Source organism: Nocardia amamiensis NBRC 102102, from assembly GCF_001612745.1.
Lineage (GTDB): Bacteria > Actinomycetota > Actinomycetes > Mycobacteriales > Mycobacteriaceae > Nocardia > Nocardia amamiensis.
In genome coordinates this window covers 1-24,431 of the sequence record NZ_BDBA01000097.1, presented here as the reverse complement: position 1 = coordinate 24,431, position 24,431 = coordinate 1, and the positions used below count along the sequence as shown (strand labels likewise).

The 24,431-nt window shown below is 69.4% G+C and carries 25 protein-coding genes; 15 read left to right on the top strand and 10 right to left on the bottom strand.

What is annotated here, in order from left to right:
- The first annotated feature begins 1 nt into the window (after window position 1).
- The 3 genes from NA4_RS19040 (at window position 2) to NA4_RS19030 (ending at window position 3,539) form a co-directional block, all read left to right on the top strand.
- Window positions 2-1,297, top strand: a complete 1,296-nt coding sequence (locus NA4_RS19040; protein WP_067471364.1) for an NAD(P)/FAD-dependent oxidoreductase — start codon at window positions 2-4, stop codon at window positions 1,295-1,297.
- Between the two features lie 383 nt (window positions 1,298-1,680).
- Window positions 1,681-2,508, top strand: coding sequence for a GNAT family N-acetyltransferase (locus NA4_RS19035; protein ID WP_067471398.1), 828 nt, complete (start codon window positions 1,681-1,683; stop codon window positions 2,506-2,508).
- Window positions 2,505-3,539 (top strand): lysophospholipid acyltransferase family protein, encoded by a 1,035-nt coding sequence (locus NA4_RS19030; RefSeq protein WP_245671479.1) that lies wholly within the window; start codon window positions 2,505-2,507, stop codon window positions 3,537-3,539. Before NA4_RS19035 ends, NA4_RS19030 begins: the two co-directional genes overlap by 4 nt.
- A gap of 405 nt (window positions 3,540-3,944) precedes the next feature.
- On the opposite strand, the gene NA4_RS19025 is transcribed toward NA4_RS19030, so the two are convergent.
- Together NA4_RS19025 and NA4_RS19020 are read right to left on the bottom strand one after the other, a co-directional pair.
- Window positions 3,945-4,313, bottom strand: a complete 369-nt coding sequence (locus NA4_RS19025; RefSeq protein ID WP_157129126.1) for a hypothetical protein — start codon at window positions 4,311-4,313, stop codon at window positions 3,945-3,947.
- A 218-nt stretch (window positions 4,314-4,531) separates the two neighbouring features.
- Complete coding sequence (locus tag NA4_RS19020; protein ID WP_169811066.1) at window positions 4,532-5,380, bottom strand: erythromycin esterase family protein; 849 nt, start codon at window positions 5,378-5,380, stop codon at window positions 4,532-4,534.
- 315 nt (window positions 5,381-5,695) lie between these two features.
- Between NA4_RS19020 and NA4_RS19015 the strand changes: the two genes are divergently transcribed.
- The 3 genes from NA4_RS19015 to NA4_RS19005 all read left to right on the top strand — a co-directional run bounded on the left by NA4_RS19015 (window position 5,696) and on the right by NA4_RS19005 (window position 9,264).
- The gene (locus NA4_RS19015; RefSeq protein WP_067471356.1) at window positions 5,696-6,925 is read left to right on the top strand and encodes a cysteine desulfurase family protein; all 1,230 of its coding nucleotides are present in this window, start codon (window positions 5,696-5,698) and stop codon (window positions 6,923-6,925) included.
- On the top strand, window positions 6,925-8,040 hold the full coding sequence (gene mnmA / locus NA4_RS19010; protein WP_067471353.1) for a tRNA 2-thiouridine(34) synthase MnmA: 1,116 nt from the start codon (window positions 6,925-6,927) through the stop codon (window positions 8,038-8,040). Before NA4_RS19015 ends, mnmA begins: the two co-directional genes overlap by 1 nt.
- A 189-nt stretch (window positions 8,041-8,229) precedes the next feature.
- Window positions 8,230-9,264, top strand: coding sequence for a methionine synthase (locus NA4_RS19005; RefSeq protein ID WP_067471393.1), 1,035 nt, complete (start codon window positions 8,230-8,232; stop codon window positions 9,262-9,264).
- A 63-nt stretch (window positions 9,265-9,327) separates the two neighbouring features.
- Here the strand turns inward: NA4_RS19005 and NA4_RS19000 are convergent, their stop codons facing one another.
- The gene (locus tag NA4_RS19000) at window positions 9,328-9,708 is read right to left on the bottom strand and encodes an inorganic diphosphatase (protein WP_067471350.1); all 381 of its coding nucleotides are present in this window, start codon (window positions 9,706-9,708) and stop codon (window positions 9,328-9,330) included.
- A gap of 174 nt (window positions 9,709-9,882) precedes the next feature.
- On the opposite strand from NA4_RS19000, the gene ligA reads away from it, so the two are divergent.
- The 3 genes from ligA to NA4_RS18985 all read left to right on the top strand — a co-directional run bounded on the left by ligA (window position 9,883) and on the right by NA4_RS18985 (window position 13,804).
- Window positions 9,883-11,997, top strand: coding sequence for an NAD-dependent DNA ligase LigA (gene ligA / locus NA4_RS18995; RefSeq protein WP_067471391.1), 2,115 nt, complete (start codon window positions 9,883-9,885; stop codon window positions 11,995-11,997).
- Between the two features lie 71 nt (window positions 11,998-12,068).
- Window positions 12,069-12,764 carry an SDR family NAD(P)-dependent oxidoreductase gene (locus NA4_RS18990; RefSeq protein WP_067471347.1) on the top strand — a complete coding sequence of 232 codons (696 nt, stop codon included), beginning with the start codon at window positions 12,069-12,071 and terminating at the stop codon, window positions 12,762-12,764.
- Window positions 12,761-13,804: an S-adenosylmethionine:tRNA ribosyltransferase-isomerase gene (locus tag NA4_RS18985; RefSeq protein ID WP_067471344.1), complete on the top strand. Its 1,044-nt coding sequence runs from the start codon at window positions 12,761-12,763 to the stop codon at window positions 13,802-13,804. The genes NA4_RS18990 and NA4_RS18985 overlap by 4 nt, the downstream gene beginning before the upstream one ends.
- Here the strand turns inward: NA4_RS18985 and NA4_RS18980 are convergent.
- Together NA4_RS18980 and NA4_RS18975 are read right to left on the bottom strand one after the other, a co-directional pair.
- Window positions 13,797-14,144, bottom strand: a complete 348-nt coding sequence (locus NA4_RS18980; protein WP_157129125.1) for a hypothetical protein — start codon at window positions 14,142-14,144, stop codon at window positions 13,797-13,799. The genes NA4_RS18985 and NA4_RS18980 overlap by 8 nt on opposite strands.
- A 106-nt stretch (window positions 14,145-14,250) precedes the next feature.
- The gene (locus NA4_RS18975) at window positions 14,251-14,799 is read right to left on the bottom strand and encodes a Uma2 family endonuclease (protein ID WP_067471335.1); all 549 of its coding nucleotides are present in this window, start codon (window positions 14,797-14,799) and stop codon (window positions 14,251-14,253) included.
- A gap of 244 nt (window positions 14,800-15,043) precedes the next feature.
- Between NA4_RS18975 and NA4_RS18970 the strand changes: the two genes are divergently transcribed.
- The 3 genes from NA4_RS18970 to NA4_RS18960 all read left to right on the top strand — a co-directional run bounded on the left by NA4_RS18970 (window position 15,044) and on the right by NA4_RS18960 (window position 17,258).
- Window positions 15,044-16,270 (top strand): AAA family ATPase, encoded by a 1,227-nt coding sequence (locus NA4_RS18970; protein WP_245671477.1) that lies wholly within the window; start codon window positions 15,044-15,046, stop codon window positions 16,268-16,270.
- 20 nt (window positions 16,271-16,290) lie between these two features.
- Window positions 16,291-16,614, top strand: a complete 324-nt coding sequence (locus tag NA4_RS18965) for a hypothetical protein (RefSeq protein ID WP_067471324.1) — start codon at window positions 16,291-16,293, stop codon at window positions 16,612-16,614.
- A gap of 113 nt (window positions 16,615-16,727) precedes the next feature.
- Complete coding sequence (locus NA4_RS18960; protein ID WP_067471322.1) at window positions 16,728-17,258, top strand: GNAT family N-acetyltransferase; 531 nt, start codon at window positions 16,728-16,730, stop codon at window positions 17,256-17,258.
- An 89-nt stretch (window positions 17,259-17,347) separates the two neighbouring features.
- Here the strand turns inward: NA4_RS18960 and NA4_RS18955 are convergent, their stop codons facing one another.
- Entirely contained in the window at window positions 17,348-17,998 is a 651-nt protein-coding gene (locus tag NA4_RS18955) for an ACT domain-containing protein (protein WP_067471320.1), read from the bottom strand.
- Between the two features lie 468 nt (window positions 17,999-18,466).
- On the opposite strand from NA4_RS18955, the gene gatC reads away from it, so the two are divergent.
- Together gatC and gatA are read left to right on the top strand one after the other, a co-directional pair.
- Complete coding sequence (gene gatC / locus NA4_RS18950; RefSeq protein ID WP_067471316.1) at window positions 18,467-18,766, top strand: Asp-tRNA(Asn)/Glu-tRNA(Gln) amidotransferase subunit GatC; 300 nt, start codon at window positions 18,467-18,469, stop codon at window positions 18,764-18,766.
- Entirely contained in the window at window positions 18,766-20,235 is a 1,470-nt protein-coding gene (gatA, locus tag NA4_RS18945) for an Asp-tRNA(Asn)/Glu-tRNA(Gln) amidotransferase subunit GatA (protein WP_067471314.1), read from the top strand. The genes gatC and gatA overlap by 1 nt, the downstream gene beginning before the upstream one ends.
- 88 nt (window positions 20,236-20,323) lie before the next feature.
- Here the strand turns inward: gatA and NA4_RS18940 are convergent, their stop codons facing one another.
- The gene (locus NA4_RS18940; protein WP_067471313.1) at window positions 20,324-21,262 is read right to left on the bottom strand and encodes an SDR family NAD(P)-dependent oxidoreductase; all 939 of its coding nucleotides are present in this window, start codon (window positions 21,260-21,262) and stop codon (window positions 20,324-20,326) included.
- A 108-nt stretch (window positions 21,263-21,370) separates the two neighbouring features.
- Between NA4_RS18940 and NA4_RS18935 the strand changes: the two genes are divergently transcribed.
- Entirely contained in the window at window positions 21,371-21,958 is a 588-nt protein-coding gene (locus NA4_RS18935; protein ID WP_067471312.1) for a TetR/AcrR family transcriptional regulator, read from the top strand.
- Between the two features lie 51 nt (window positions 21,959-22,009).
- Here the strand turns inward: NA4_RS18935 and NA4_RS18930 are convergent, their stop codons facing one another.
- The 3 genes from NA4_RS18930 to NA4_RS41430 form a co-directional block, all read right to left on the bottom strand.
- The gene (locus NA4_RS18930) at window positions 22,010-22,459 is read right to left on the bottom strand and encodes an SRPBCC domain-containing protein (RefSeq protein WP_067471311.1); all 450 of its coding nucleotides are present in this window, start codon (window positions 22,457-22,459) and stop codon (window positions 22,010-22,012) included.
- 53 nt (window positions 22,460-22,512) lie between these two features.
- Window positions 22,513-23,877 (bottom strand): alpha/beta-hydrolase family protein, encoded by a 1,365-nt coding sequence (locus NA4_RS18925; protein WP_067471309.1) that lies wholly within the window; start codon window positions 23,875-23,877, stop codon window positions 22,513-22,515.
- The coding region (locus tag NA4_RS41430; RefSeq protein WP_174552967.1) for a hypothetical protein at window positions 23,874-24,431 on the bottom strand (558 nt) is incomplete at its 5' end. The genes NA4_RS41430 and NA4_RS18925, both read right to left, overlap by 4 nt.

Genomic DNA, 24,431 nt, shown 5'->3' with positions numbered 1-24,431 from the left:
CATGCAGTACGTGGATGCGGGGATCGAAACCGCAGGTGTCGTCATTGTCGGATCGGGGTTCGGCGGGCTCGCCGCCGCCAAGCAGCTGGCCAAGTCGGGGGTGGACTTCGTGCTGATCTCCAGCACGCCCGAGCACTTGTTCCAACCGCTGTTGTACCAGGTAGCGACCGGTGTGCTCACATCGGGCGAGATCGCGCCGCCGATCGCGGGCGTCCTGCGCCGCTATCGCGAGGCCGATGTGCGCCTCGGCACAGTGGTCGACATCGACCCCGACCAAGCCATCGTCACCTACCAGAACAACGAGGGGATGCGGCACCGGATCCGCTACGGTTCGCTGATCGCCGCGACCGGCGCGAGCCAGTCCTACTTCGGCCGGGACGATTTCGCCCAGAAGACCTTCTCGCTCAAGACCATCGACGACGCGCGCCGGCTGCGCGCGCAGATCGAGCGGGTCTTCGCCGAAGCCGCGAAGGCCGATGAGCAGGCCAGGCGCAGGCTGCTGAGCTTCGTCGTGGTCGGCGCGGGCGCGACCGGCGTCGAAGTGGCCGGTCAGCTGAAGGAGCTGGCGAAACGGCACTACCACCAGGAGATTTCGGTCACCCTCGTCGAGGGTGCCGGCGAGGTGCTTCCGCCGTTCGGCGGCGGTCTGTCGGAATACGCGAAGAAGTCGTTGACCCGCAGCGGCGTCGACGTGCTGCTCGGCACGTTCGTCACCGATATCGAGCACGGCAAGGTCACCGTCAAAGGCAAGGACGGGGTGGAACACAGCATCGCGGCGGAGACCGTGGTCTGGTCGGCGGGTGTGCAGGCGGGCGGATTCGCGAAAATCCTGGCCGACGCCACCGGCGTCGAGACCGACCGGGCGGGCCGCCTGCTGATCAATCCGGATCTCACCGTCGGCGGGTACGCGGACATCTATGCCATCGGCGATATGACCTCGCTCAACGGCTATCCCGGACAGTCGCCGGTGGCCATGCAGGAGGGCAGGCACGCCGCCGACATCATCCGCCGCAAGAAGCGGCCCGGCACTCCGTTCAAGTACTGGGACAAGGGCAGCATGGCGGTGATCAGCCGGTTCAGCGCGGTGGTGAAACTCAACGAGCACATCACCTTCCGCGGCGTGATCGCCTGGTTGATGTGGCTGGCGGTGCACCTGCTGTACCTGGTCGGCTTCCGCAACCGCTTCGCCGCGGTCGCCTCGTGGTTGGTCGCGTTCATCGGTACCGGACGTCCCGGCTTCGCTGAGGAGCAGGCACCGTTGACGACGGTAGGCGCTCCAGAACGCTACGTGGCCTGAGCTGTGCTTGTTTGGCCGCGCCTGCGGCGCGGCGTGTTCGCGGCCCCCTTGTGGCTCGCATCCGAGCGACCGCCGCTTGCGACTTCGTCGCTTGCGCGTCGGCCGCTCGGACGCGAGCCGGGCCGCGAACGGGGAATGCTCGGTCTCGCTTCGCTCGAAAACAGGGGCCGGGCCGATGTTGTCGCGGGAGGCGGGAATCGCCGTGGCATAAACAGTGGCGCGCGATAAACCGCATGTCGGATGCGGTTGTCATGCGGATGGACGAACGCGGCGGAACCGTTCGGTGAACGGTTGGTGTGACTGCCGTCTCGTTCACCCAACCGGCATCGAGGCGACACTTCGAGGTTGCTGGGACGCATTGTCGGGCTGGCTTCATAATGGATATGACTATTTCGTCCGTGTTGACCGCCCCGGCTGGACCGTCGGGCTCCGGGGAGGAACGGTCGCGCTACTCGCTGGTGGTCTCCTCCGACCTCGAGCACCGGGTCGCCGCGCAGCGGCTGCGTTACGGCGTGTTCGCCAATGAGCCGGGTTTCCAGATCCCGGACAACGGAACCGGACTCGACGCCGACCGTTTCGACGAGCACTGCGACCACATGCTGGTGCGGGACGACGCCAGCGGCGAGTTCGTCGGCTGCTACCGAATGCTGCCGCCGGACAAGGCCGCCGCGGCGGGCGGGTACTACACGGCGACGGAATTCGATCTGGCCCAACTGGATCCGGAAGGCATGCGGATCGTGGAGATGGGCCGCGCCTGCGTGGTGCCCGACCACCGCAACGGATCGGTGCTCACCCTCATGTGGGCGGGCATCCTGCACTACATCCAGCTCACCGGCTACGACTGGGTGATGGGCTGCGTGTCGGTGCCGATGCAGGACACCCCGGCCGACCCGCCCGGCGTGAACGTGCGCGGCGTGCGCGACATGCTGCTCGGCCGCCACGCCTCCGACCCGGAGCGCCGGGTGCATCCGTACCACCCGGTGATCGTCGACGGGAAGACGCTCGATGAGCTCGCCCCGCCGTCGCGCCCGAAGCTTCCGCCGCTGGTGCGCGGCTACCTGCGGCTCGGCGCGGAGATCTGCGGCGAACCCGCGCACGACCCCGACTTCGCGGTCGCCGATTTCGTCGTCCTGCTCGGCTTGGACACCATCAACACCCGCTACCTCAACCGGCTACGGGATGCCGCGGCCACCTTCGACGGGGGACGGTGAGAACCGTGGTCTTCGACGCGCCACCCGCCGTTTCCGCCGCGCACGCGTGGATGCCCTCGAGCCCCTGCGGTCCCGGTTGCCTGGATTCGATCGACACGGTCGGCGCGCGGCGGGTGGCCGCCCGGCTGGCCGGGGTCGCCGGACTGCTACTCACCTACCCGGTCGCGCACGTGATGACGCCGCGCGGCAAGCGTGAACTCATCCAGCGCGGGTACGCGCGCCTGCTGCTCGGCTGTCTCGGCATGCGACTGCGCATTGTCGACAACCGGGCGGCCGCGGACGAGCACGGCGTCGCCGATGAGGGCGGCGCCGCGCTCGCGCCGGCTCGCTACGGCGTGCCCGACCGCGGCGTGCTGGTCGTCACCGGGCACATCGGCTGGACCGACATCGTCGCGCTGGCCTCGGTGCAGCCGCTCGGCTTCGTCGCCCGCGCGGACATGCTGGACTGGCCGCTGCTCGGCAAGCTTGCGAAGTTGATGCGGGTCATCCCGATCGAGCGGGAGAGCCTGCGGGAATTGCCCGGCGTGGTGAGCGCGGTCGGCGCGCGGCTGGCCGCGGGCGAGCGGATCGGCATCTTCCCGGAGGGCACCACGTGGTGTGGCCGCGCCTACGGCACCATGCGGCCCGCGCTGTTCCAAGCGGCGGTGGACACCGGCGCCGCGGTGCAGCCGGTGCGGTTGCGTTATCTGGACCGGCACGGCGTGCCGTGCACGGTGCCCGCGTTCGTCGGCGAGGACACCTTCGCCTCGTCCGCGCGGCGCATACTCCAATCGCGCGGCATGACCGCCGAGGTGGTACTCGAACCGGTGCAGCAGCCCGGCTCGGACCGGCGTGAGCTGGCGCGGCGCTGCGAGGCAGCCGTGCGCGGGGCCGAACTGTCGCGACATGGCGCGCTTGACGACACGGTGTGGATCGAGGCGAGGCACACCCGGGTACAGGACCCGTCCGTCATGGCCGACGCGCCGGAGGTTCGCAGGCCGCGACGCATCCCGTCGCTGCGCGGTCGGCGCAGCACCGCTGGGGCGCGATAGGCGGTCGGCCGACCGGAGCGCCGTTTACTGTTGCTGCGTGCGCAAGCAGCCGCATCGCATTTTGCCTCGGCGCGTGGCGAACGCTCGTTCGCGGCGAATGCGCAGGTCGCACTACAGAGGCGATCGGTCGCAATTGGGCGGCCATCGACGCGGCGATTCACCGGGGTTGCGCCCTCTGCGTATCTGGGTCGTGCGAGGGCGCGCAGCGCGCGCCCGAACGTGAATATCCGTGGTGTAGATGGTTAGACCGCAGAAGCTTGCTAGACAGTGGAGCCCAGTTGTGCGCCCTCACCCCGACGATCCTGGCAAACAGGCTGCGTTCGCGTCCGAGGACAACTCAACTGTCGAGGCGGTTCTGGAGCGAGCCGCACAGTGTCGGCTCGCTCCAGAACTGGTGGAACGGGCTCAGAACCCGCTTCCGGTGGGCGGCCGGTAGCCGTTGTGCCAGCCGGGCCTGCCGTGGTCCCAGTCGTCGTGACGGTGACGGTGGCGGCGGTCCCGGTCGCGGTCCCGGCCCCGGAACCAGTCGTCGTGGCGCCCGTGGTTCCAGTCGTTATGGCGACCCCGGTTCCAGCTGTCGTGGCCGTGCCTGCCGTGGCCGTGGCCCGGGCGGCCGTGCACGGCGTCGAGATCGTCGGCGGGCTCCAGCACGATCGGGTCGGCCAGCGCGGGCACGGCGACGGCGGTGATCGGCATCAAGGCCAGCATCGACGCCGCGGCGGCGCGCGCCAGCACACGTCGCGTCCGTCCGGGGTGGCGGGTGCTTGGGTGCATGGGAATTCCTCTGTCGTTCGACGGATGACCGCTTGCTTCTCCCGGCTCGATAGCCATTTCCCGCATCCACCCGGGCCGCGATCAATACGTTAAATAACGTACCGCTATTTAACGGTTCATTCAATAGGTGTGGATGGATTCGCCACGCTTCCGGGGTGGCGACCGCGACGACGGCGTGCGGGTACGCGCTCGCGCATGGCGCTCGTCGCAGGACCGGGTCAGTGCGGGGCGCCGAGCGGGTGCGTCGGAGTGATGGTGCGGATTCGCAGCAGGATGTCGAACCAGTCCCCAAGGCCGGCGCCCGCGATGTAGTGGTCGGTGTCGTGGGCCGGATCGTAGGTGCCGATGATGAGCCGCAGGCGGGTCGGTCGGTGTGGCCAGCGGCGTACCGGGCCTGCCGGTGCTGTCCGCAGGTCCAGCAGGTAGCCGGTGTGTTCGGGGAGGTCGAGCGCGGAGTCGGCGAAGTCGGCCGAGGGGGCCGGTGCGGCGAGATTCGGGCGCAGCTCGCCTGCGTGGAAGGTGACCGCAATCGACAGGTAGCCGGTGCCGAACCTCGTTCGCAGCAGGAATCCCGTGGTCGGGAACTGCTGGGACATCGCGACGAGTTCGAGCCGCTCGGCGACCGCCGTGTTGGATGCGCCTTCCCAGTACACGATGCGATGGCCGGTGTTCTGGTGCCAGTCGGCGATGCGGCGGGCCGCGTCCGCGGCTTCGGCGGCGAAATCGCGGCGGCCCGAGGCGGTGCTGAGTTCGTGATAGCGCACGATCAGTCGCGCGGCGTCCGTGACCGCGGGCTCGGCGTCGGGCAGGGACCGGACCAGTGCCAGCGCGTCTCGGGCGTGGTCGGCGAACGGGCGCCCGGGATGGGTGCCGTTGGCGCGCTGGATGTGCTCGCCCAGCCGGTGAGCGCTCATGATCGGGGCGTAATGCGCGTTGAGCTCGTCGAGCCGTTCTGGTGCGACGGCGGCGACGAACTGCGTAACCGCGTGATCTCCATGGTGTCGGTTTTCGGATTCGCCACGATGCCGTCCTCCGCTGTGAGGTGACCGTGCCGCGCGGTGTGGCACGAACGGAGAAATAACTTTGCTGACAAAGGTAATTGGATTTGACAGCAAAGATAATTTGCAGTGGAGCGGATGTCAACGACGAAGGATGGCGGCACGATCGTCGAGGCCGGATAGCGATGATTCGATCCGTTCGATGCTGCTATCGAGGCCGTGTTCGCTCGGCGGCGCCAAGAGATTGCAGCCACCGGTGGCTCCGCGGCCAGGACCCCGGGAATACCAGGAGGTAGTCAGCGGGTTGCGAATCGTGGGTAAATCGAAGCGGGCCGCAGGACGGCCCAAGGTGCGCAGGTCAGGGTGGGATAGGCTTTATCGGTCATGAAGTCGGCATTTTCGGGTCCGGTCAACGGTGCGGCGCCCCAGACGGTCTACCTCGATCACGCGGCCACCACACCGATGCTGCCCGCGGCCATCGAGGCGATGACGGCTGCCCTGCGCACGACGGGTAATGCGTCGTCGCTGCACGGCTCGGGTCGCGCCGCGCGCAGGGTGCTGGAGGAGGCGCGCGAGTCGATCGCCGCCGATCTGGGCGCCCGGCCTTCGGAGGTCATCTTCACCTCCGGCGGCACCGAGAGCGACAACCTGGCGGTCAAGGGCATCTTCTGGGCGCGCCGCGACGTCGAGCCGCGCCGCAACCGGATCATCGCCAGCGCGATCGAGCATCACGCGGTGATCGACGCCGTGGAGTGGTTGCAGCAGCACGAGGGCGCGGAAGTCAGCTGGCTTCCGGTGGACGCCGACGGCGTGGTCGCGCCCGCTGTGCTGCGCGCCGCGCTCGCCGCGAACCCGGACGACGTCGCGCTTGTCACCATCATGTGGGCGAACAACGAGGTCGGCGCGGTGCAGCCGATCGGCGAGCTCGCTGCCGTCGCCCAGGAGTTCGGAGTGCCCATGCACAGCGACGCGGTGCAGGCGGCCGCCCAGTTGCCGATCGATTTCGGCGCCAGCGGCCTGTCCGCGGCCAGCTTCGCCGGGCACAAGGTCGGCGGCCCGCATGGTGTGGGCGTGCTGCTGCTGGGCAGGAGTGTGCCGTGCGTGCCGCTGCTGCACGGCGGCGGGCACGAGCGCGACCTGCGCTCCGGGACCTCGGACACGGCTGCTGCCGTCGGGCTGGCCGCCGCACTGCGTCAGACGGCGGTCGAATTGCCCATGCGCACGGCGGAATTGGTCGCACTGCGGGAGACGCTGATCGAGGGTATCCGCACTGCGGCCCCGGACATGGTGCTCAACGGACCGGTCGGCGAGCGTCGCCTGCCCGGCAACGTGCACGTCACTTTCCCGGGCTGTGAAGGTGATTCGCTGCTGATGCTGCTGGATGCGGCCGGGATCGAATGCTCGACCGGTTCGGCGTGCAACGCGGGCGTGGCCGAGCCGAGCCATGTGCTGATCGCCATGGGCGTCGAACCGTGGCAGGCGCGCGGGTCGCTGCGCTTCTCGTTGGGGCACACCTCGACCCGCGCCGACGTCGACGCGTTGCTGGAAGTATTGCCGCAGGTGGTGCAGCGGGCCAAGGCCGCGGGTCTGGCCGGTGCGAGAGGAGGTGTCTGATGCGGGTACTCGCTGCGATGAGCGGTGGTGTGGATTCGGCCGTGGCGGCGGCGCGTGCCGTCGACGCCGGTCACGAGGTGGTCGGCGTGCATCTGGCGCTGTCGGCGACACCGGGCACGCTGCGCACCGGGGCGCGCGGCTGCTGCTCGAAGGAGGACGCCGGTGACGCCAGGCGCGCCGCCGACGTGCTCGGCATCCCCTTCTATGTCTGGGATTTCGCCGATCGCTTCAAGGAGGACGTGATCGACGATTTCGTGGCCGCCTACGCGGCGGGCGAGACGCCGAACCCGTGCCTGCGCTGCAACGAGAAGATCAAGTTCTCCGCGCTGGCCGACCGTGCGGTGGCGCTGGGCTTCGACGCGGTGGTCACCGGGCATTACGCGCGTCTGGACAGCGGTGTGCTGCGCCGCGCCGTCGACGCCGACAAGGACCAGTCCTACGTGTTGGCGGTGCTGACCGCGCAGCAGCTCTCCCGCGCGATGTTCCCGGTGGGCGACACCCCCAAGCCGCAGATTCGCGCCGAGGCCGCCGAGCGCGGGCTCGCCGTCGCGAACAAGCCGGACAGCCACGACATCTGCTTCATCCCTTCCGGTGACACCCGCGCCTTCCTCGGCGCGAAGATCGGCATCCGGCCCGGTGCGGTCGTCGATGCCGAGGGCCAGGTGCTCGGGCAGCACGAGGGCGTGCACGGGTTCACCATCGGCCAGCGTAAGGGGCTCGGCTTGCCGGGGCCCGCCGCCGACGGAAAGCCGCGGTACGTGACCGGCATCGATCCCGACTCCGGCACGGTCCGCGTCGGTTCGGCCGAGGACCTGCGCGTCTGGACGGTCGAGGCGGAGCGCGCCATCTGGACTTCGGGTTCGGCACCCGCGGGCCCGATCGACTGCGTGGCGCAGGTGCGTGCGCACGGCGGCACCGCGCCCGCGGTGGCCGAGGCGGTGGGCGACGGTCTGGTCGTGCAGTTGCGCGAGCCCCTGACCGGTGTCGCGCGAGGTCAGGCCGTGGTGCTCTACCGTCCGGATCCGGCGGGCGACGAGGTGATCGGCAGCGGGACCATCTCCGCCACGGCGCGCGAGCGAGTCACCAGCGACGCGAGGTCCGAGGCGGCGCGGTGATCCGCACCTGGCCGCTGTGCGGCAGGTCTGCGGTGCCGTCGTCCGCCGGTGCGGTGACGGGGAACGCGGAGACCGGTGACACTTCCGGGGCGGCGGAGTCCGGTAATGGCGGAATCGAACGGACGGAGTACGGCAGCGGTGCACGAGACCGGCACGGATGGCGTGGCGCAATACGGTGAGCCGGGCGCGGTGACCGAACCCCTGCGCATATTGGGCGGAATCGCCACCGGGGTCGGCTCTTGGCCGGGTGTCGATCCGCGCGAAGCCGCCGCCACCATCGTCGGCGAACTCGGCGAGCTGCCGCACCTGGTGGAGCTGCCGGATCGCGGCGCGGGCGCGGACCTCATCGGGCGCGCCTCCGCGCTACTGGTCGATCTGCGTTTCGACACCACGCCGCGGGGCTACCGGCTCGCGCCACGCCCGGGAGCGGTCTCGCGGCGCGCCCACGACCTCCTACGCACCGACCTGGACGCGCTCGAGGAAGCATGGGAGAACGCCGGTTTGTCCGGCCGCCACCGCGTGGTCAAGGTGCAGGCGGCGGGCCCGCTGACCCTGGCCGCCCAGGTCGAGCTGCCCGGCGGACATCGTGTGCTCACCGATTCCGGCGCGGTGCGCGACCTCTCCGAGTCGCTGGCCGAGGGACTCGCCCGGCATGTCGCCGACGTCCGCAAGCGGCTCGGCGCGCAGGTCGTCCTGCAACTGGACGAACCATCCGCGACCGCCGTGCTCGATGGCTCGCTCTCGGGCGTGAGCGTGCTGAACACCGTGCGCGCGCTGCCCGAGCCGGAAGCGCTCGCCCTCTTGGACTCCGTGATCACCGGCCAGTCCGCCCCGGTGCTCGTGCACACCTGCGCCGAGCCACCCGCGCTGGGCCTGCTGCGCCGCAGCGCCGCCGCCGCAATCGGCTTCGACCTGAACACCATCGGCACCCGAGAACTCGACGAAATCGGGGAAACCCTAGAAGCGGGCAAGCAATTGGTGCTCGGCGTCGTTCCGACTCGCCTACCGTCTACGCGCGGGACCTGGCGCGATTACGCCGAGCCGGGTGTCCGGCTGATCGACCGGCTCGGCTTCGCCCGTCGCACGCTGGCGCAGCGGGTCGCGGTCAGTCCCGCCTGCGGTTTGGCGGGCGGCTCGCTGGAGTGGGGTCGCCGCGCCCTCCGTCTCACCAGCGAGGTCGCGCGGGCGTATGCCGAAGAGCCGGAAGAGCTTTCGTTCTCCTGAGGTTCTGCCGGCCACGGTGTGGGTGGAATGCGACGCAACCGCGAATCCAGCCGGGGTTTCGGACTACTGCCTGACGATGATGTAGTGCCCAGGCGTCTCCTGGAATTCGACCGCGGCGCCGATCGCGGCGTCATCGAGGGCAGGGCTGCCGTCGGGGATGAAGACCAGTTTGTCGTCATCGTCGTACCACCGGTGGACGATCGCGATGCAGATCCCGTGCGCTGAGCTCAACGGCTCTGCGGGACCGAGATAGTAGGCATCCAGTTCCTTGCCGTCCGGTGCGAGCGTGCCCGGCACGTATCCGTAGTTGACCAGGTAGCGGAATCCGCACGTCGGGTGGTGGCTGCCATAAGGCCGGTCGAAGGTCAGGTCCACTGTCCGATTCAGGAACCGGCGCGCCAACGCGAGCGATGCGGATTCCTCGATTGCCCCCGGGTCGGTCATCGTCCGAGACTAGCGGTCCTAGGCGGACATCTCAGGCGGCGCGGACGCTCGGGTGGCGGGTGGTCGGCCGCGGCTCCCGGTGGAAACGAACCGTTCGGATTTCCGGCTGTCCAGGGCGGCGACGTGCGGGAACACGGCGGTTTCCTGTCGGTGGGCTCGGCTAATGTGCGTTGGGTGAGTGACAGCGACAGTGCGGCGGCCCCGGCGACGCCGGAGCAGCGGGTGGAGTGGCAGCGGCTCGCGGACGAGGTGCGCGAGCATCAGTTCCGCTACTACGTTCGGGATGCGCCGATCATCTCCGACGGCGAGTTCGACGCGCTGCTGCGGCGGTTGGAGGCCATGGAGGACGAGCACCCCGACCTGCTCGTGCCCGATTCGCCGACCCAACTCGTCGGCGGTGGATTCGCGACCGATTTCTCGGCGGTCGACCACCTCGAGCGGATGTTGTCGCTGGACAACGTGTTCGATCTGGACGCGCTGCGCGCCTGGGCCGCCCGGGTGGAGGCGGAGACCGGGCCGGACCTGCATTACCTCTGCGAGGTCAAGATCGACGGCGTCGCGTTGAACCTCGTCTACCAGAACGGGCGCCTGGTCCGTGGCGCCACCCGCGGCGACGGGCGCACCGGCGAGGACGTGACGCTGAACGCCCGCACCATCGACGACATCCCCGGCGAGCTGACGCCCAGCGACGAGTTCCCCATCCCGGAGCTGCTGGAGGTCCGCGGCGAGGTGTACTTCCGGCTGGAGGATTTCGAGACGCTCAATGCCGCCATCGTGGCCGAGGGCAAGCCGCCCTACGCCAACCCGCGCAACACCGCCGCCGGTTCGCTGCGGCAGAAGGACCCGTCGGTCACCGCGCGGCGCAGGCTGCGGATGATCTGCCACGGCTTCGGCCGCATGGAGGGCTACACGCCGACCTCGCAATACGACGCCTACCGCGCGCTGGCCGCGTGGGGCCTGCCGGTGTCCGAGCACACCAGGCTGGTGCAGGGCATCGACGCGGTGATCGAGCGGGTCGCCTACTGGGGCGAGCACCGGCACGACATCGAGCACGAGATCGACGGCCAGGTGATCAAGATCGACGAGACCGCGTTGCAGCGCCGTCTCGGCTCCACCTCGCGGGCTCCGCGCTGGGCGATCGCCTACAAGTACCCGCCCGAAGAGGCGACGACCAAGCTGCTGGACATCAAAGTGAACGTCGGCCGCACCGGCCGGGTGACGCCCTTCGCGGTGATGGAGCCGGTGTCCGTGGCGGGGTCGACGGTCGCGATGGCCACCCTGCACAATGCCGCCGAAGTCAAGCGCAAGGGCGTGTTGATCGGTGACACGGTCACCATCCGCAAGGCAGGCGATGTGATCCCCGAGGTGCTCGGCCCGGTGGTGGACGCGCGCCCCGAGGACGCACGCGAGTTCGTCATGCCGACGCACTGCCCCGAATGCGGCACCGAACTGCGGCCCGAGAAGGAGGGCGACGCCGACATCCGCTGCCCGAACCAGCAGTATTGCCCGGCACAGCTGCGTGAGCGCGTCTACCACGTGGCAGGCCGCGGCGCCTTCGACATCGAGGCGCTCGGCTACGAGGGCGCGATCGATCTGCTGAAGTCCGGTGCAATCACCGACGAGGGCGACCTGTTCGATCTGGACGAGGCGATGCTGCTCACCACGTCGCTCTACGCCAACAAGAGCGGCAGCCTGTCGGCCAACGGCAAACGGCTGCTGGAGAACCTGGCCGCCGCCAAGGACCGGCCGCTGTGGCGGGTTCTGGTCGGCCTGTCCATCCGGCATGTCGGACCCACCGCGGCGCGTGCCCTGGCCGCCGAGTTCGGCAGCCTGGATCGCATCGAGCAGGCCTCGGTCGAGGAGTTGGCCGCCGCCGACGGCGTCGGCCCGACCATCGCGGCTGCCCTGTCGGAATGGTTCACCGTCGAGTGGCATCGCGCGGTGGTCGCGAAGTGGCGGGCCGCGGGTGTGCGGATGGAAGACGAGCGCGACGAATCCATCGAACGCACACTCGAGGGCCTGTCCATCGTGGTCACCGGCTCGCTACAGGGCTTCACCCGCGACGGCGCGAAAGAGGCCATCCTGCTGCGCGGCGGCAAGGCGGCGGGCTCGGTGTCGAAGAAGACCGCGTTCGTGGTGGTCGGCGATGCGCCGGGATCCAAGGCCGCCAAGGCGGAGGAACTCGGGGTGCCGATCCTGGACGAGAACGGGTTCCGGCGGCTGCTGGAGGGTGGCCCCGAGGCGGTGGCGCCGGAGACGGCCGCCGAAGACGCCGCGGCCGAGGAGTGACCCGGCGCTTGACCTGAAGATACGTTGAGGTATGAGGATCGATCGGTAGGACGAACTACCAGGAGGTCATCATGTCTCGTCCGACCGCTCTGATCACCGGCGCATCGGCCGGATTCGGCTCGGCGCTCGCGGGGGCGCTGATCGGGCAGGGATGGCAGGTGCTCGGCACCGCGCGTCGCGCCGACCGGTTGGCGACCGTGGCCGCCGAGCTGGGGACGGACTTCGTCGCGGTTCCCGGCGACGTCACCGACCCGGCCCATCGTGCCCGGCTGGCCGGCGCGGCACGCGGCGCGGGCGGACTCGCTCTGGTGGTGAACAACGCCAGCAGGCTCGGGCCGAGTCCGCTGCCGCGCCTCGCGGATTACCCGCTCGACGAGCTCGAGCGCGTGTTCCGCACGAATGTCATTGCGCCGCTGGCGATCCTGCAGTTCGCGCTGCCGCTGCTCAGCCCCGGCGGCAGCGTGGTGGACATCAGCTCCGACGCGGCTGTGGAGCCCTATCCCGAGTGGGGCGGATACGGTTCGTCGAAGGCCGCGCTCGATCAGCTCACGGCGATCCTTGCGGCGGAGCGTCCGGAGCTGTCGATCTACGCGTTCGATCCCGGCGATATGCGCACCGAGATGCATCAGGCGGCGTTCCCGGGCGTCGACATCTCGGATCGGCCGGAACCGGAGACGGTGGTCCCCGCTCTGCTGCGGCTGCTGGCGGAGAAGCCCAAGAGCGGGCGTTACGCGGCAGCGGATTTCGCGGTCGGACGGTTGTCATGACGGTACAGGCCGAGCGGCTGTCCTTCGTCCTGCCCCGGGAGCGCGACGCCGCCGCCCCGCCCGAGGCGCGAGGCCTTGCGCGGGACGAGGTCCGGCTGCTCGTCGCCGATTCCGAGCTGACCCACGCCCGGTTCCGGGAACTACCGGGCCACTTGCGCCCGGGCGACCTGGTGGTGGTGAACAATTCGGCCACCATGTCCTCGGCGGTCGACGCCACGCGGGACGGCGAGCCGGTCGTGTTGCACTTCTCCACCTGGCTGGACGACGGCCGCTGGGTAGTGGAGGTGCGCACCACGCAGCGCACCCCCTATCCGGCGGAGGGGCTCGTGCCAGGGGACGTGCTGCGACTTCCGGGCGCCACGGCAACCCTGTGCGCACCGTGGTTGCCCGGTGCGCGGCGGCTTTGGATCGCGGAAATCACCGCCGACGTGCCCCTGTTGCTGGCTGCGCACGGGCATCCGATCACCTATTCGTATGTGCCGCAGCGGTGGTCGGCGTCCTACTACTCGACGGTGTTCGGCAGGATCCCGGGCAGCGCGGAAATGCCCAGTGCGGCACGTCCGTTCACCGAGCGTCTGGTGCTGGATCTGATCGCCGCGGGCGTCGCGCTCACGCCGGTCACCCTGCACACGGGCGTTTCCTCACCGGAGTCGGGGGAGCCGCCGAGCCCGGAACGGTTCGCGGTCCCCGCCGCGACGGCCGGACTCGTGAACGCCACCAAAGCCGCTGGTGGACGCATTGTCGCGGTGGGAACGACGGTGACGCGCGCGCTGGAGACCGCCGCCGACTCCTCCGGTCTGGTGCACGCGGGCGACGGTTGGACCGATCTCGTGCTCGGGACAGACCGGCAGGCTCGGGTGGTCGACGGTCTGATCACCGGATGGCACGCTCCCGGCGCGTCACACCTGGATCTCCTGGTCGCCGTGGCGGGTGAGCGAACCGTCGCCGCCGCCTATGACGTGGCGGTGGACACCGGCTATCTGTGGCACGAGTTCGGCGACAGCGCTTTGCTGTTCAGCGCCGGCAAGCAGCTCAGCTGACGGTCACGGTGGCGCTCAGCTGTCCTGCGATGTCGAACCGTCCACAGCGGCCGCTGCTCAGGTCGAGCTTCTGGGTGATCAGTTTCCCGCGCCGATTCTTGAACGTGGCCTCGGCGGTCACGTCGGCGGTCGCCGTCGAGCACACCTTCGACACCGCGGGGTCGTAGCTGACCGTCCCGCCGCCCTGGCAGGTATTCGTGCTGTCGGCCAGGAACACGCGCGCGGTGCCGTCCGGACACGGCGCGTCGGCCACCGCGTCCGGCGCCACGACCAGCGAGCCCAGCGCGAGCGCGGCCACGGCGGAGCTTCCTACCACAAGACGACGAACCGTCGATCCCATCGATACCCTCATCCCATCGAACAACTTCGGCAGTACGCGGCAAAAGACGCAGCGTGCAGGCATGCTAACCCGCTATCACCGCAGTTGTCCTGGGGATAGGTGCCCGCTATCGGGAGGACAGCAGCTCTTCCACGGCGAGCTCGGTGCCCGCGTAATGCACCGGGATGCGGTCACCGGGCCAGTAGCTGGTCCGAGTGCGGTAGCCCTGCGACGTCGGCTCTGTGTACTCATGGATCGCGTCCGTAGTGACGACCCAATAGACCGGATATCCGGCGCGGCCGTACAGGACTGCTTTGCGACCGAGATCCTGTGCCATCGCTTCGTCGGAGACTTCCACGACGAGCAGCACGTCGGACGCGGTCCAAGCAGACAGTTCGGTGCCGACCGTGTCCACAGGTTCGGCGCCTGAACGCAGCGCCCAGCAGTCGGGGGCGGGCAGTGAGTCACCGGTGGGTAGCGCTGCCGTGGTCACCTCCACGTCAACACGTGGCAGACGAGCGATGATTCGGCCCACTGTGAACCCGTGCCAGTCTCCGATTACCACCGGCCATACCTCCCCCTCGATGAGTTCGACGCGATGGTCGAACGCTTCCGCTTCCCAGGCGCGTAGGAACTCGCTGCGGGTCCAGCGGTAGGCGATCGAAGCCTCGGTCATGGCGTCACCGTACCGTGCCGCCGAGCGCCGAGCCATCGATCGCAGACTTGTTCTGCCAGGTCGCGGTCATGATCAGTTCTCGGGGGTCCAGGAGGGATTCGCGTGTTGGTGAGTCAGTGTGCGAGCTCCTGGCGCGTGTCCCACTTCGCGACCCTGCTCGCCGACGGATCGCGGGTACCACCGGCCTGGTGTCGCCGCATCGGGGCGCAGACGGAAGTATGGCGGCATGCTGCGCAGTTTTCAGGTGACCAATCACAGATCGCTGGCCGACAAGCAGGAGTTGCGGTTCACCAAGGGGAGCGGGCCGGTGGCCGTGCCGGTGACCGCCATTCACGGTGGCGCCGCGGCGGGCAAGACGAACCTGATCGATGGGCTGGCGCAGATGCGGGGCGCGGTCTTGCACTCGGTCACCGGGTGGGACCCGTACGCGGGGCCGGTGCGGGCGCCGCATCTCGGGTTCCCGGATCGGCCTTCGGAATTCGTGGCCGCGTTCGTCGCCGAGGGCGTGCCCTACACCTACGGGTTCCGGCTGGACAACGCCGACGTGAGCGCGGAATGGCTGCACACCCATCCGCGCTCGCGCAAGCGGATCGTGTTCGAGCGCAGCGGGGACCAGATCAAGATCGGCCCGATGTTCGAGGCGGCTCGCTACGGCATCGCCGCGCTGGTGCCGCTGGTCCGCCCGAACGCCTTGCTGCTCAGCCTGGCCGGCCAGATGTACTCCGACGCGCTCGTGCCCGCCTACCGCTGGTTCGAATCCATGCTCGAGGTCCAGCACGGCCCACTCGACCCGAACGCCATCGCCCACCGGCTGGGCAGTCACCTGTCCCGATCGCCGGAGAACGCGGCCCGCCTGCTGATGCTGCTGCGCACCGCCGAGCTGGGCATCACCGATCTGCTGATCGCCGAGCACGACCCGCTGTACGCCGACTACCTGCGCGAACTGGACGCGGACATCGCGGGGCTGGCCAAGCAGATCGAGCTGTGCGCCACCTCGCCCGGTTACGCCGACCAGTTGCTGCGCGACAACAGCCTCACCGGCGTCCTGCTGGACCGTGAGCTGACCAACCTGAAGGCCGCGCGCGACGCCCTGTACGCGCGGATGGTGGCCCGGCGCGGCGTCGGCCTCGGCTTGGTCCACGACGGCATTCCCAACCCGTTCGAGATCCGCGACGAATCCTCGGCGACGCTGTCGCTGCTGCGGGTGCTACCGGCCATGCTCGACGCGCTGGACGAGGGCCGCGTCCTCGCCGTCGACGATATCGGCGCGTGCCTGCCTGCCGAGGAGACCGACCGGCTGATCCAGTTGTTCCAGAATCCGGAGACCAATTCCCGCGGCGCGCAGTTGATCTTCACCACGAGCAACCGCGCGCTGATCGATCGGGGCAACGGGCGCTCGCAACGTACCCGCACCGCGGTCTGGCAGGTTCGTCGCACCGGCGAAGGCACCAGCGAGCTCGCCCCGGTCTAGCGCCGACCTAGCATGGGGGCATGCTGGAGTTCGCCTCGCTGGTGATCCTGACCGCCGTGCTGGCGTCGATGATCGTGTTCGCCCTTCGTGGCCGCATGGGCGTCCGGCCGGCGAACCCGGAGCAGGGGACGCTGTACATCACGGGGGTGAGCCCGCGCCCGGACCTCCCCGGCGAGCAGTACGTGACCATCACGGGCAACCTCACCGGCCCGTCGGTGCCGGGCACGGTCGTCTACGGCCGCTTCACCTGGGACACCGGCTCCTGGCCGGAAATCGGCGATCTGCTCACCGTTGTCTATCCCGCGGGCAAACCCGAGCGGTGGCAGATCTCCCAGCCCGGCTGAGTGACGGGTCGAGCGCTTGCCGGGCAGGCGTATCGGTGGTCGGGCGGAGCCGGGTCGAGCGAACCAGCCGGACGTGACGTAGCCCCCGCTACGGCCGGTGGCATCATGCGGTTATGGATGTGCGGGAGACCGGCGTCGTCGTCCGGACGGCGACGCAGGAGGAGTACGACGCCGTTGGCGAGCTGACGGTGGAGGTCTACGTCGGCGAGGGTTTCGTCCGGGCCGGCAGCCCATACGTGGAGGAGTTGGCCTATCCGGCGCGGCGCGCGGCTTCCACTCGGATCCTCGTAGCCACTCACGCCGGTCGGATCGTCGGCTCCCTCACCGTCGCGCGTCCCGGCACTCCCTACGCGGAGACCGCGTTGCCGGGGGAGTTGGAACTGCGCATGCTCGCTGTGGCGAAGTCGGCGCGCGGTCTCGGTGCCGGAACATCGTTGGTGCGCAGCGTGATCCAGCTGGCCCGAGCGGAAGGATTCGCTGCCGTGGCGCTGACGACCATGCCCGCCATGGTCGGGGCCCGCCGGATCTACGACCGCCTCGGCTTCCTCCCGGTCCCCAGCCGGGACTGGCGCACCAGTCTGGGCGACCCGCTACACGTCCTACGACTCCCGCTCAACCGAGCACATCCGGAACGACCTTCGTGACGGGCGCGAGGCATGGCGACGAGTGGCACACCAGGGAGGGCATTCTCGCGTTTTGCCTCAGCGATGTGCCACTCGGTGCATGAGAAGGGCTAGCCGAGGACGGTTGCGACGATGCCGGCGAGGTAGCCGAGGCGGGCCACTTCGGAGGGGCGGAAGTCGGGGCCGCCCGGCCGGCCGAGCAGCAGCACCTTGCCGGTGTTGCCGAGCGGGGCGGCAGCCAGCTTGGTGTCCATATCGCGCCAGATCTGCGGCACCCAGTCGGCCTCGGGATCGAGCGTGGTGGGCTTCTCCAGCGGCATCCACGGTGCCGAACCCGCCTGTGTCTGCGGCGCACTCGGGCTTCCGACCACCCGGTAGGCCCCGTGCGGGCCGACGTCGATGATCGTGCTCCAGCCGACCCGCAGCACCCGCGGCACCCCGTCGACCAGCACCTGCAACCGGTCGTCGCGGGCGCTGGCGACATGATCGATGAGTTCGAGTTCGCGGTGGGTGTCGAGCACGCCGGAATAGGGACGGATGGAATCCACGTGTACGTCGCCGATCGATTCGGCGGCGGTGATCAGGGTGTCGGGCAGCGCGCCCGCGGGCACCTCGACGACCAGATCGTCGACGGCGTAGCCTGCGCCGCGCTCCACCACATCCAGCGACAGGATATCGGCGCCGACGGAGCCGAGCGCGAGAGCGAGTGCGCCGAGGCTTCCCGGTCGATCCGGAAGTTGCACGCGGAGTAGATACGACACGTGCGGTCCTTTCCTTGGGCGGCCGAGGTTCTGAACGGATACCCGGGTAACGCAATAATTACACCCCTACGGGCCGGTTATCGAGTCGAAGTGCCTCCAGTGACACACGCCACGGGGAAGATTCGAGCGCAGGCGGCGTGTCGGGCTATTTGCGGCATTCGTGTCGTGATGCCGGTGTGGTTGCCAGGTGCCTGCTCGGCACGGACGGTCCGCCCGGACGTATCGGGTCCGCGAACCCCAGCCGGGCGAAGCCTCGGGGCCGGATGGGTCGGCCCTCGCCGGTGATCAGGCGGATGCCTCGCCTTGGCTCGGCTACGTCCGGGCTGCCACGGACCACGTTCGGCTGCGCCATTAAGCTATGGGTTTGTCGTATAGACGCAATGCTATTGCATTGCATGGATGCCTCGCCGTCCGCTTCGAGCGGAGCCGGTGTGACCTGTTGAAACCGAAGCCGAAAGGGGTCCCGCGGTGCCCGCCATCTCCCGTGACGAGGTCGCACACCTCGCCCGGCTGTCCCGGCTCGCCTTGTCCGACGCCGAACTGGATCAGTTCGCCGGACAGCTGGATTCGATCTTGAGCCACGTGCGGACCATCTCCGAGGTCGCCGCCGCCGACGTCCCGGCCACCGGCTCACCGAATCCGGCGACCAACGTGACCCGCCCGGATGAAGTGGTGCCCGGCCTGAGCCCGCATGAGGCGCTGTCCGGCGCGCCCGCGGTGGACGAGCAGCGGTTCATGGTGCCGCAGATCCTGGGAGAAGGCGAATAATGGACCTGACCACACTGTCGGCGGCCGAGCTGGCCGGCAAGATCCACGGCGGCGAACTGTCCTCGGTGGAGGTCACCCGGGCGTATCTGGATCGGATCGCCGCGGTCGACGGTGAATACCACGCCTTCCTGCACATCGCGCCGGAGCAGGCGCTGGCGGCCGCGGCGGAGGTGGACGCCGCGATCGCGTCGGGCGCCGCACCCGCCTCGCCGCTGGCCGGAGTTCCCTTGGCGCTCAAGGACGTATTCACCACCACGGACATGCCCACCACGTGCGCGTCGAAGATCCTCGAAGGCTGGATGTCGCCGTACGACGCCACCGTCACCGCGAAGCTGCGCGCCGCGGGCATCCCGATCCTCGGCAAGACCAACATGGACGAGTTCGCGATGGGCTCCTCCACCGAGAACTCGGCCTACGGACCCACGCGCAACCCGTGGGACACCACCCGCGTCCCGGGCGGCTCGGGCGGCGGTTCCGCGGCCGCGCTGGCCTCGAACCAGGCGCCGCTGGCCATCGGCACCGACACCGGCGGGTCGATCCGCCAGCCCGCCGCCGTCACCGCGACCGTCGGCACCAAGCCGACCTACGGCACGGTGTCGCGCTTCGGCCTGGTCGCCTGCGCGTCCTCGCTGGACCAGGGCGGTCCGTGCGGCCGGACGGTGCTGGACGCCGCGCTGCTGCACGAGGTGATCGCCGGATACGACCCGCGCGATTCCACGTCCCGCAATGTGCCGGTGCCGCCGGTGGTGGCCGCCGCCCGCGCGGGGGCGCAGGGCGATCTGCGCGGGGTGAAAGTCGGTGTGGTGAAGGAACTGCACTCCGACAGCTACCAGCCCGGGGTGCTCGCCTCGTTCGACGCCGCGGTGGCGGTGTTGAAGGATCTCGGCGCCGAGGTGGTCGAAGTGTCCTGTCCGCACTTCGACTACGGGCTGGCGTCCTACTACCTGGTGATGCCGTCGGAGGTGTCGTCGAACCTGGCGCGGTTCGACGCCATGCGCTACGGCCTGCGCGTCGCCGACGACGGGCAGCACAGCGCCGAGCAGGTCATGGCGGCCACGCGCGCGGCCGGGTTCGGCCCGGAAGTCAAGCGGCGCATCATGATCGGCACCTACGCGCTGTCGGCGGGGTACTACGACGCCTACTACGGCCAGGCGCTCAAGGTGCGCACGCTCATCGCCCGCGACTTCGACAAGGCCTATGAGCAGGTCGACGTGCTCGTCTCGCCGACGAGCCCGTTCACCCCGTGGAAGCTGGGTGAGAAGGTCGACGACCCGCTGGCCATGTACCTGTCGGACCTGTGCACCCTGCCCACCAATCTGGCCGGGCACCCGGCCATGTCGGTCCCGTCCGGGCTGAGCCAGGACGATGGCATGCCCGTCGGCCTTCAGATCATGGCCCCCGCGCTCGCCGACGACCGCCTCTACCGGGTGGGCGCGGCCTACGAAGCCGCGCGCGGTCCCATCGCCTGACGCACTGTCCTCGCAGAGCCGCTTGGTTCCTCACGCAAGGAGCGAGAACCGAGCAGCTTTGCGAGGCTGAGCGCGGCAGCAGCCGCACCTATGCGGGCCAGGTGAATTCGGGGTCGGTCTCGTAGTCCTGGCGTCGTTGGTCCAGTGCGATCGACACCATCTGGTGCGCGCCCGGGCCGATGATCTTGCGAAGCGGGGGATTCGGCATGTTCACGAGCGCGATCAGGCCCGCGGCGCCGACTTCCGGTGGCGCCTCGATCCACTCGGATTCGGTGCCGGGCGCGTCGGCATCCGTCGCTGATTCGTCTCGGGAAGCAGCGGATTCGCCCGGATCGTCTGCCGGGACGGGTTCGGTATGCGCCGTCGGCGGGACGTCGGTGGCGGCGGGTGCGCCGGTCGGATAATCCGGCACGCCGAGGATCGTGCTGCGCAGGTCCGCGTAGGCCGGGATGCCGGTGGCGAACCGCATGCTCGACTTGGCCCAGTCGGTGTCGAAGCCGCCCAACTGGGCCAGGGTGACCCGGATGCCGAACGGACGCAGTTCGTCAGCGAGTGCGGCGCTGAAACCTTCCAACGCCCATTTGCTCGCGTTGTAGAAGCCGAACAGCGGCAGGCTGCCCACGGCGCCGACCGTGGAGATCTGCACGATGTGCCCGGAGCCCTGAGCGCGCAGATGCGGTGCCGCCGCTTGCGAAACCCAGAGCGCACCATAGAAATTGGTGTCCATCTGAGCGCGGATCTCGGCTTCGGTCAGCTCCTCGACGGCGCCGACCAGGCCGTAGCCCGCGTTGTTCACGATCACGTCGATGGTGCCCATCAGTGTGAACGCCTTGTCCACCGTTGCGATCACGCGCTCCCGATCGCGAACGTCCAAGGGCAGCACGGTGAGCCGGTCGTGGGCGAGCCCGGCCATGGACTCCGGGTTGCGTGCGGTCGCGACGACACGGTCGCCCTCGGCGAGCGCGGCGGTCGTGAACGCCCGGCCGAGTCCGCGGTTGGCGCCGGTGATGAACCAGGTTCTGGTCACGGAAGATCCTTTCGTGGCGAGACGCTCCGTCTCGTTTGCGACTATGCCGAGCTGGGCTGGTCTTGTCAAGACGAGACGTTTCGTCTCGCTGACTGCTAGGGTGGCGGCATGCCCGACACACCCACCGCCGCGCGGCGCAGCGAGCGGGCCCGCGCCGCGATTCTCACCGCTGCCGCCGAACTGATCCGCGAGTTGCCCTACGCGAAACTGACCATCGAAGCCATCGCGGCCCGTGCGGGTGTCGGCAAACAGACCATCTACCGCTGGTGGCCGTCGAAGGGGGCGGTCGTCTTCGACGCCATGCTCGAATCCGACTCCGGCCCCGCGGGGCTCGCCCTTCCTGACACCGGTGACATCGCCGCCGATCTGCGCGAATTGCTGCGCGGTTCGATCGCCGCGCTGACCGACCCGGCGTACGAATCCTTCCTTCGCGCCCTGTACATCGAGATTCAGCAGGACCCGGAGCTGGCCGCCACCTACCGCGAACGCCTCTTGCTACCGCAGCGCGCGGCCATCGCCGACCGGCTCGCCTCCGCCGTCGATGCGGGTGAACTCCGCGCCGGCCTGGATCTGGACCTCGCGATCGATCTGCTGCTCGGCCCGATCCAAACCAGGTGGTCACTGGGTCTCGGCGGGCTCACCGAGTCATATGCCGACGCGGCCCTGGATGCCGCGCTGGCATATCTGCGCGCATGAACCCTCCGGTCGCGCACCGGCACCGGTGGCCTGGCGTGCCGCAGTGGATCCCTATCGGGAGGTTCGCAGCGACTCGGCTTGATTCCGGATGCCTTCGGTCATGCCCTCGAAGCCGCGTCGCAGATTCTTGCCGAGCAGTGCGGCGACCGCGGGATGCAACCATCCTCCGAGTTCGAAGTGCGACTCGTAACGGGTGCGGTCGTCCGCGAGGGAAGTCACGGTGTGTGAGCGCAGACTGTGCAGCGCGCCCAGGGGAACCGGCTTCATCGCGTAGCTGAGTTCACGGCCGGGCGTGTGGGAGCGGATCCATTCGCGCTGTTTGCGCGGACTGGTACCGGAGATGTTGACGAGCATGTCGATCGGCTCGCCGGGAACCAGGGAGCTGCGGCACTCCGAGACGAACGGATTCCACTCGCCGTAGCGGGGGAAGTCGGTGATCACCTGCCAGACCAGTTCGGCAGGGGCATCGATGTCGACGGCAAGGTCGATGACAAAGGCCATGGAGAAATTAGAACACGTTCTATGGCGACTGTGGGTGTGCCGGGCCGGATAGATCAGCAGCCGCCCATGGCGGTGCCCTGGTCGGACCCGTAGCGGTGGCCGTGCCCGGGCGGAGCGTCGAGCGCGGCGAGCAGGTCGGCCGTGGTCTGCGCGAAGCTGATCAGCGGAAGCCACTGGGGGACCGGAGCGTCGACCCGGGCGCCGGTGAGGTCCGGCGCGCGCCACAGCTGGGTGAGCGACCAGTGGATCACCGGGTCGGAAGTATTCGCCAGCACGGTCGCGCCGCCGTGGTGGACGTGGTTGGCCGGTGGTCCGGCCCACAGCGCCGCGCAGGTTCGGCGGTCCTGGTCGGCGTCGTCGGCGAAGACGGCGTTGCCGCCCAGCGCTCCGAGGCTCTGGCCGTACACATACAGCTTCGGCTTGTGCGCCAGGCCCTCGAGGTGGTTCTCCACGGCGGCGAACAGGCTGCGCGCGGCGGTCACCGCGGCGTCGCGGCCGAACACGAACGTGGCCCAGCTGGGCAGGTAGGAGTACTGCAAACCGACCAGCGCCACGTCACCGTCGAAGCGCTGGTCGAATCCCGCGACGGCGTTCGCGTCGATCCACCCCGACCCGGTCGGCACCGTGACGACCAGATGCGAGCGTGTGAAGCCGCCTGAACGCTCCAGCTCCCGAATCGCCAAGGCGACACGGCTGTCCAGGTCCGGCGCGGAGTTCACCCCGACATAGACCCGCACGGCCCGCACGGGCGCGTCGCTGACGAACTTGCGTCCCTCGGCGCCCAGCGACGACCAGCTCACCGCCGAACCGGTATGCGAAACCGGTTGCACCAGACCGGGATCCAGCTCGGCATTGGCGCTGGCGTACACCGAGTCACGCCACCCGACGGCAGCGGGTGCGCCGACCAGATACAGCAGAATCGCCATGACCGCGGCCAGCGAGACTCCCCTCGCCCAGCCGAGTCTGCGCAGCGCCCAGGCGATCGAACGGGTGGCGCCGACGAACAGCCCGATGATCAGCGCCGCGCCGAGTGCGCACCGCAACCAGTAATCCGTTCCGATCCGCGGTGCTCCCATCGCCGCGCGCAGCCGGTTCTGCCAGTGGCCCGCGTTCGCCGCCGCGCCCACGACCAGCACCGACGTCGCGATCAGCAGGGGCAGGCGCAGCCAGCCGTGACGCTGGTTGATGTCGAAATCGACGCGTCGCAGGATGATGCGCGCGGTCCCCGCGATGCCGAGTGTGATCGCCGCGAGGAGCCCGGTCAGCACGGCTTGTGCACCGGGTGTGCGGGGGAGCAGCCCGGGCGCCAATGACGCCAGGACGCCGATCCCTGCCCCGAGTGTCGTGCCGATCCGTGGCGGCGGGATTACGCGCACGGCACCGCCCAGCGCGGTAGCCGAGCTGAAGGGAGCGGTCATCTCCAAACCCCTGAGACGCCAGTCGTATTCGGCGAGCCGACAGCGACCCCGCGCCGATGGTTGCGCACGGTGAGAACGGCGCCGAGCCCGGCGATTCCGGCGCCGAGCACTCCGAGCAGCTTCCAGCTCGCCGTCGAATCGGGATCTGCGTTTCCCAGGCGTTCGACCACCGGTGCGCCGTAGTCCTGGCGGCGGGAGTTCAAATCGACAGCGGTGTTGGCGATCGACGCCATCGCGTCGCAGCGGGCGCGGGAGAACGAGTCCACCCGGGTCGCGCAAGCCTCGTGCATCTGCCGGTCCAGCGTCGCATCCAGGGCTTGACGCGCCCACGGCCCCAGCGGCTCGCCGCGCTGGTCGGCGTAGCGCAGCAGGTCGTAGCCCAGGTCGTGAGCCTTGCACGCGGCATCGAATTCGGCGGGCAGCGTGACCGGCGAGGAGCAATCGCCCCGTGGATTGATCACGAGACCGTCCACGGCGCTCGGACGGTAGCCGAAGTATGCGACGAAGTCCGGCGGGATGACGCTGAGCGCGCCCGGACCGCCCGCGGTCAGTTC

Coding starts and splice junctions, on each gene's coding strand:
- NA4_RS19040 (WP_067471364.1), top strand. CDS start 2: ATGCAGTACGTGGATGCGGGGATCGAAACCGCAGGTGTCGTCATTGTC.
- NA4_RS19035 (WP_067471398.1), top strand. CDS start 1,681: ATGACTATTTCGTCCGTGTTGACCGCCCCGGCTGGACCGTCGGGCTCC.
- NA4_RS19025 (WP_157129126.1), bottom strand. CDS start 4,313: ATGCACCCAAGCACCCGCCACCCCGGACGGACGCGACGTGTGCTGGCG.
- NA4_RS19015 (WP_067471356.1), top strand. CDS start 5,696: ATGAAGTCGGCATTTTCGGGTCCGGTCAACGGTGCGGCGCCCCAGACG.
- mnmA (WP_067471353.1), top strand. CDS start 6,925: ATGCGGGTACTCGCTGCGATGAGCGGTGGTGTGGATTCGGCCGTGGCG.
- NA4_RS19000 (WP_067471350.1), bottom strand. CDS start 9,708: ATGACCGACCCGGGGGCAATCGAGGAATCCGCATCGCTCGCGTTGGCG.
- NA4_RS18990 (WP_067471347.1), top strand. CDS start 12,069: ATGTCTCGTCCGACCGCTCTGATCACCGGCGCATCGGCCGGATTCGGC.
- NA4_RS18985 (WP_067471344.1), top strand. CDS start 12,761: ATGACGGTACAGGCCGAGCGGCTGTCCTTCGTCCTGCCCCGGGAGCGC.
- NA4_RS18980 (WP_157129125.1), bottom strand. CDS start 14,144: ATGGGATCGACGGTTCGTCGTCTTGTGGTAGGAAGCTCCGCCGTGGCC.
- NA4_RS18975 (WP_067471335.1), bottom strand. CDS start 14,799: ATGACCGAGGCTTCGATCGCCTACCGCTGGACCCGCAGCGAGTTCCTA.
- NA4_RS18965 (WP_067471324.1), top strand. CDS start 16,291: ATGCTGGAGTTCGCCTCGCTGGTGATCCTGACCGCCGTGCTGGCGTCG.
- NA4_RS18960 (WP_067471322.1), top strand. CDS start 16,728: ATGGATGTGCGGGAGACCGGCGTCGTCGTCCGGACGGCGACGCAGGAG.
- gatA (WP_067471314.1), top strand. CDS start 18,766: ATGGACCTGACCACACTGTCGGCGGCCGAGCTGGCCGGCAAGATCCAC.
- NA4_RS18935 (WP_067471312.1), top strand. CDS start 21,371: ATGCCCGACACACCCACCGCCGCGCGGCGCAGCGAGCGGGCCCGCGCC.
- NA4_RS18930 (WP_067471311.1), bottom strand. CDS start 22,459: ATGGCCTTTGTCATCGACCTTGCCGTCGACATCGATGCCCCTGCCGAA.
- NA4_RS18925 (WP_067471309.1), bottom strand. CDS start 23,877: ATGACCGCTCCCTTCAGCTCGGCTACCGCGCTGGGCGGTGCCGTGCGC.